Annotated in this window: 2 protein-coding genes; both read right to left on the reverse strand. The window is 73.1% G+C overall.

Annotated features, from left to right (window positions below; all coding sequences use genetic code 11):
* Positions 1-293 precede the first annotated feature (293 nt).
* Positions 294-1,418, reverse strand: coding sequence for a 5-(carboxyamino)imidazole ribonucleotide synthase (locus tag GXW74_RS27680; protein ID WP_211850148.1), 1,125 nt, complete (start codon positions 1,416-1,418; stop codon positions 294-296).
* Complete coding sequence (purE, locus tag GXW74_RS27685; RefSeq protein ID WP_211850152.1) at positions 1,415-1,915, reverse strand: 5-(carboxyamino)imidazole ribonucleotide mutase; 501 nt, start codon at positions 1,913-1,915, stop codon at positions 1,415-1,417. The genes GXW74_RS27680 and purE overlap by 4 nt, the downstream gene beginning before the upstream one ends.
* Between the last annotated feature and the right edge of the window lie 172 nt (positions 1,916-2,087).

The following is a 2,087-nucleotide window of genomic DNA, read 5'->3' on the forward strand; positions in this document are numbered from 1 at the left end:
CGCCGAGGCCGGCACCCACGTACACGCCCTGGACCCGCGGGTCCCAGCTCTGCGCCTGCGCGGCCATCGGCAGCGACAGCAGCGTCGCGGCAAGAAGCGCCTTCTTCAGGCTCATCGTTATTCTCCTGCTCGAGGCCCCTAGGAGGGCCGGAAAACTGGCCGGAGCTCCCCTCAACCGCTGGGCTGCTCCGGAACGCGACCCTTCTACCACTCCATTGAGGCCGCGCCATACCTTGGCTGCCGGTTCGCGGCGGACTGTGTCATTTGCGCCACGATATCCGGTGGCAATTCGGTCACAAGCCGCCGAGTGCCTCCGAATCCGCCAGCAGGGCGAGGCTTCCGGCCGGCAACAGCCGCGTCGCGTGGCCCATCTTGCGGCCGGCGCGGGCCTCCGCCTTGCCGTAGAGATGCGGCACCACCCGTGGCGTGGCGACCAGGCGCGGCCAGGCGGCCATGCCCTCCGGCCCGATCAGGTTGCGCATCACCGCGTCGTGGTGACGTTCAGGCGAGGCGAGCGGCAGGCCTGCAACCGCGCGGATGTGCTGCTCGAACTGCGATGCGGCGCAGGCATCCATCGTCCAGTGGCCGGAGTTGTGCGGCCGCGGCGCGATCTCGTTGCCGAGCAGCCGGCCATCCGCCAGCAGGAACATCTCGAGCGCGACGAGACCGATCAGCTCGAGTCCCTCGGCCACCGCGGCGACGTGCGACCGCGCTGCCGCGGCGACGGCCTCCGGCACCCGCGCCGGGGCGAAGGAGAGGTCGAGGATGTGGTGGCTGTGCCGGTTCTCCGCCGGGTCGAAGACGGCGACGCTGCCATCCTCCGCCCGCGCCGCGATGGCCGAGATCTCGGCGGCGAAGGGGACGAAGGCTTCCAGCACCAGTGGCCTGGGCGCGAGTCGCGCATAGGCGGGCGCGAGATCCTCGGGTCGGCGCAACACAGCCTGCCCGCGCCCGTCATAGCCGAGGCGGGTGGTCTTCAGCACCGCGGGCAGGCCGAGCTCGGCGACCGCGGCGTCCAGATCCGATTCGCTGCCGATGGCGCGCCAGGGGGCGACGGGCACGCCGATCCGCCCGAGGAAGGCCTTCTCCGCCACCCGGTCCTGGCAGGTGGAGAGCGCGGCGAGGCCGGGGCGGCAAGGCACCAGCCCGGCCAGCGCCTCGAGCGCGGCGGCGGGGACGTTCTCGAACTCGAAGGTGACGACGGCGACCGAGGCGGCGAAGCGCGCCAGCGCCTCGCGGTCCTCATAGGCGGCCACGGTGCGGTGCGCGGCCACCTGCATGCCGGGGGAATCCTCCTCCGGCGCGTAGACGTGGCAGGCATAGCCGAGCCGCGCCGCGGCGAGCGCCGACATGCGGCCGAGCTGCCCGCCGCCGAGGATGCCGATGACCGAGCCCGGGCGCAGGGGGAAGGCGGTCATGCCGGCAGGTCCGGCACGCTGTCGGTCTGCGCCGCGCGCCAAGCATCCAGCCGTCCCGCCAGCGCGGTGTCCGAGGTCGCCAGGATGGCGGCGGCGAGCAGGCCGGCATTCACCGCGCCCGCGCGGCCGATGGCCAGCGTGCCGACCGGGATGCCGGCCGGCATCTGGACGATGGACAGCAGGCTGTCCATGCCCTTCAGCGCATGGCTTTCCACCGGCACGCCGAGCACCGGCAGCGCCGTCATGGAGGCCGCCATGCCCGGCAGGTGCGCAGCCCCGCCGGCGCCGGCGATGATCACCTTGAGACCCCGCGCGGCGGCACCCTTCGCGTAGGCGACGAGGCGATCCGGCGTGCGGTGGGCGGAGACCACCCGCGTCTCGTGCGGGACGCCGAGCTTTTCCAGCGTTTCGGCGGCGTGGCGCATGGTCTCCCAGTCGGATCGGCTGCCCATGATGATGCCGACCAGGGGCGCCGCCGCGCCCGACTCACCTGTCATCCGTGACGTATCCCGTTCTCATGCACGACAATCCGATCCCGCGACGGCGCCACGGCTCGCCGAAAAGCAGCCACCCCGGTCCTTTCGGCCCGAGGCCCTGCCTCGGGCCGGGAGCGCGAAGCGCGACCGCGCCCGGACTGCCCGTGGCCGCCGGGGCAACAGCGCACGGCGC

This window comes from Neoroseomonas eburnea, assembly GCF_018129005.1.
GTDB classification, from domain to species: Bacteria; Pseudomonadota; Alphaproteobacteria; order Acetobacterales; family Acetobacteraceae; genus Neoroseomonas; species Neoroseomonas eburnea.